Genomic DNA, 3,709 nt, shown 5'->3' on the forward strand with positions numbered 1-3,709 from the left:
CACGAGGCCGCGCCTCCGCCCGGCTCGCCGGCGGCGTCGGGGCGTACCCGGGTCGGGGCCGGACGGGCGGGCGGGCCGGCGGCCTTGCGGGCGGCGGTGGTCTCCTCCTTCGAGGGGTCGCCGAGCGGGTCGTGGGCCGGCGGCGGGGGCACGGTGGCCATCCACTCGCCGAGGTGGTCCTTGTCGTGCAGCAGGTCCTTGATGTCGTACTCGGCGTACTCGAACTCGGGCGACCAGTAGAGCGCGTCGAACGGGCACACCTCGATGCAGATGCCGCAGTACATGCAGAGCGAGAAGTCGATGTCGAACTTGTCGAGCACGTTGCGCTGGCGGGGGCGGGCGGCGCCGGGCACCGCCACCTCCTCCTTGTGCGAGTCGATGTAGATGCACCAGTCCGGGCACTCGCGGGCGCAGAGCATGCAGACCGTGCAGTTCTCCTCCAGCAGCGCGATCACGCCGCGGGAGCGGGGCGGCAGCTCGGGGGCCACGTCCGGGTACTGCTGGGTGGTCGAGCGGCGGGTCATCGTCTTCAACGTGACCGCCAGCCCCTTCACCAGCCCGGTGCCGGGCACTCCACCGTGCTCGCTCATGCCGCCCATCCTGCCCTGTGCCCCGGGCGCGCGCGACCACCCCCCGACTCTTGGCGGCGGTATCGTGAGCCCGGGGAGAACGACGCACCGCCAAGGGCTGGTCGGATGACCACCGACCTGGAGAGTTTCCGTCCACCCGAGCGTGCGTGGACGACCGATGATCTGGACCTGCTGCCGGAGGACGGTCGCCGCCGCGAACTGCTCGATGGAGTGCTGCTCATGTCCTTGCGCGGCCGGACGCACCAGAGCATCGCGATGCTGCTCGGCGTCGCGCTCGACGAAGACTGGGCGAGCCGTTCCCGGTGAACCTGCCGATCAGCCGGATCACGCCTCACCGGGGGTGAGCGGCGGCAGCATCTCCACGCCGAGCTGCTGGAGCACCTGGAACAGCTCGTTCACGCTCCACACGTCCACGATCCGGCCGGCGTCGTCGAAGCGCAGGAACGTCGCGCCCGAATAACTGACCACGCGGCCGGTCGGCGGCACCGGGCCGAACTGCCCGGCCTGGGTGCCGGCGGCCCGCCAGTGCACCGCGACCCGCCCGCCGCCGGCCACCACCTCGACGATCTTGTAGCGCAGGTCGGGGAAGGACGCCCGCCGGTCCCGGTGCCAGGCCAGCACCGAGTCCGGCCCGGTGCCGCCCAGCCCGGGACAGTCCGGGGCCACCAGCTCGTACGCGCTCTCCTCGCGGCCGGCGTTCCACACGTCGGCGATGAAGCGTCGGGCCGCCGCCTCCACATCGGTCACGGCCGGCAGCCTATGCCCCTCCCGTTCCCGCTCGGCCTGCCGGGACGGCCCGGAGCGACCATGATGGGAGCGGAAGTCAACTCGGGAGGTGGGCGTGGCCGGCAGCAACGACGAGGTCCTCGACCGGACCGGCGGCAAGTACGTGGAACCGGGCGGCGAGTTCACCCGGGACCAGCGCTACATCGCCACCCGGATCACCGCGGACGAGCGGGACGGCTGGCCGGTGGAACCGGGGCGCTATCGGCTGGCGGTCAGCCGGGCCTGCCCGTGGGCCAACCGGCTGATCATCGTCCGGCGCCTGCTCGGGCTGGAGGACGCCATCTCGATGGCCGTGGCCGGGCCCACCCACGACAAGCGGAGCTGGACGTTCGACCTCGACCCGGATGGCAAGGACCCGGTGCTCGGCATCGAGCGGCTCGCGGACGCCTACTTCGCCCGCTTCCCCGGCTACGAGCGCGGCATCACCGTCCCGGCGCTCGTCGACGTGCCCACCGGGCAGGTGGTGACGAACGACTACGCGCAGATGAGCCTGGACCTCACGACCGAGTGGACGGCGCACCACCGGCCGGGCGCGCCGGACCTCTACCCGGAACCGCTGCGCGCCGAGATCGACGAGGTCAACCAGGTCGTGTTCGCCGACGTCAACAACGGGGTCTACCGGTGCGGCTTCGCCGGCAGCCAGGAGGCGTACGACAAGGCGTACCACAGGCTGTTCGACCGGCTGGACTGGCTGAGCGAGCGGCTGGCCGGGCAGCGGTACCTGGTCGGCGACACCATCACCGAGGCGGACGTACGGCTGTTCACCACGCTGGTGCGCTTCGACCCGGTCTACCACGGGCACTTCAAGTGCAACAGGCAGAAGCTCAGCGAGATGCCGGTGCTGTGGGCGTACGCGCGGGACCTGTTCACCACGCCCGGGTTCGGCGACACGATCGACTTCGACCACATCAAGCGGCACTACTACGAGGTCCACCGGGACATCAACCCGACGGGGATCGTGCCGCTCGGCCCCGACCTGAGCAACTGGCTGATCCCGCACGGCCGCGAGGACCTGGGCGGCCGCCCCTTCGGCGACGGCACCCCACCCCCGCCCCCACCCGAGTCCGAGCGGGTAGACCCGACCCACACCCCCTTGCGCTGACCCCGCCCTCGCCCCGACCCCGGCGATCTTGCACTTTGGGCCCTGAACCTGGACGCTTTGCCCCTTTCGCCGGGGCAGAAAGTGCAAGATCGCCGGGGAGAGGGGGCGGGCGGGGACGGGGAGGGAGGGACGGCGGGCGGGCTACAGGGCCAGGCGGACGGCGGCGGTGAGGACGAGCTGGGCCAGGGCCAGGGGGACCAGGACCAGCCAGCAGAGGCGCTGGAGCTGGTCCTCGCGCAGTCGCGGGTAGCTCACCCGGAGCCAGATGATCACGAAGGCGACCGCGAAGACCTTGAGCAGGGTCCACAGCCAGCCGAGCTGGGCGTCCGCGAACGGACCCTGCCAACCGCCCAGGAAGAGCACGGTGGTCAGCGCCGCGATCACCACGATGCCGACGTACTCGGCGAGCAGGAAGAACGCGAACCGCAGGCCGGTGTACTCGGTCATGTAGCCGAAGACCAGCTCGGAGTCGGCCACCGGCATGTCGAACGGCGGGCGGCGGATCTCGGCCAGCCCGGCCACGAAGAAGATCACCATGGCCGGCGCCTGCCAGAGCAGCCACCAGGGCCGCCACGCCTCCACGATGCCGGGCAGGCTGAGCGTGCCCGCCGCCATCGCCACCGAGGCGGCGGCCAGCACCAGCGGCAACTCGTAGGCGAGCAGCTGGGCGGCGCCGCGCAGCCCGCCGAGCAGGCTGTACTTGTTGGCCGACGCCCAGGCGGACATGAGCACCGCGAGCACACCGATGCCCACCACCGCGAGCACGAAGAACAGGCCGATGTCCAGCGGCTGGGCGACCAGGTCACCCGGGCCGAGCGGGATGACCAGCAGGGCGAGCAGGTACGGCACCAGGGCCACCGCCGGCGCGAGCCGGAACACCTGCCGGTCCGCCTCGCGCGGGGTGACGTCCTCCTTCTGCACGAACTTGATCCCGTCGGCCACCAGCTGCGCCCAGCCGTGGAAACCGCCGGCGTACATCGGCCCGAGCCGGCCCTGCATGTGGGCCATCACCTTGTGCTCGGCCTGACCGACGACCAGCGGCAGGGTGAGGAACGCGACGAGCACGCCCACCACCCGCAGGACCAGCTCCAACCAGTCGGGCATCAGGACTCCCCCGCCGTGTCGGGCCCCGGCTCCTGGCGGGGCGGCCCGGTCGGCCGTTCCCCGGGCACGGGACGCCCGGGACGCGCACCGGGGGCCGGGCGCGCGGGACGTTCCCGGGCCGGACGCG

General features: G+C 72.1%; 5 protein-coding genes. 2 read left to right on the forward strand and 3 right to left on the reverse strand.

What is annotated here, in order from left to right; all coding sequences use genetic code 11:
• Positions 1 to 590: NuoI/complex I 23 kDa subunit family protein (locus HUW36_RS27975; protein WP_246248359.1), on the reverse strand; the 590-nt coding region annotated here is incomplete at its 3' end.
• 105 nt (positions 591 to 695) lie between these two features.
• Between HUW36_RS27975 and HUW36_RS27980 the strand changes: the two genes are divergently transcribed.
• Positions 696 to 896, forward strand: coding sequence for a hypothetical protein (locus HUW36_RS27980; RefSeq protein WP_246248360.1), 201 nt, complete (start codon positions 696 to 698; stop codon positions 894 to 896).
• 18 nt (positions 897 to 914) lie between these two features.
• Here the strand turns inward: HUW36_RS27980 and HUW36_RS27985 are convergent, their stop codons facing one another.
• Positions 915 to 1,337 (reverse strand): ester cyclase, encoded by a 423-nt coding sequence (locus HUW36_RS27985; RefSeq protein WP_174530873.1) that lies wholly within the window; start codon positions 1,335 to 1,337, stop codon positions 915 to 917.
• 88 nt (positions 1,338 to 1,425) lie between these two features.
• Between HUW36_RS27985 and HUW36_RS27990 the strand changes: the two genes are divergently transcribed.
• On the forward strand, positions 1,426 to 2,478 hold the full coding sequence (locus HUW36_RS27990; RefSeq protein ID WP_174530874.1) for a glutathione S-transferase family protein: 1,053 nt from the start codon (positions 1,426 to 1,428) through the stop codon (positions 2,476 to 2,478).
• 141 nt (positions 2,479 to 2,619) lie between these two features.
• Here HUW36_RS27990 and nuoH read toward each other — a convergent pair whose 3' ends face one another.
• Positions 2,620 to 3,582, reverse strand: a complete 963-nt coding sequence (gene nuoH, locus HUW36_RS27995; RefSeq protein WP_174530875.1) for an NADH-quinone oxidoreductase subunit NuoH — start codon at positions 3,580 to 3,582, stop codon at positions 2,620 to 2,622.
• Positions 3,583 to 3,709 lie beyond the last annotated feature (127 nt).

Origin of the sequence: Micromonospora maritima, from assembly GCF_902825405.1 — a bacterium.
Classification (GTDB): Bacteria; Actinomycetota; Actinomycetes; order Mycobacteriales; family Micromonosporaceae; genus Micromonospora; species Micromonospora maritima.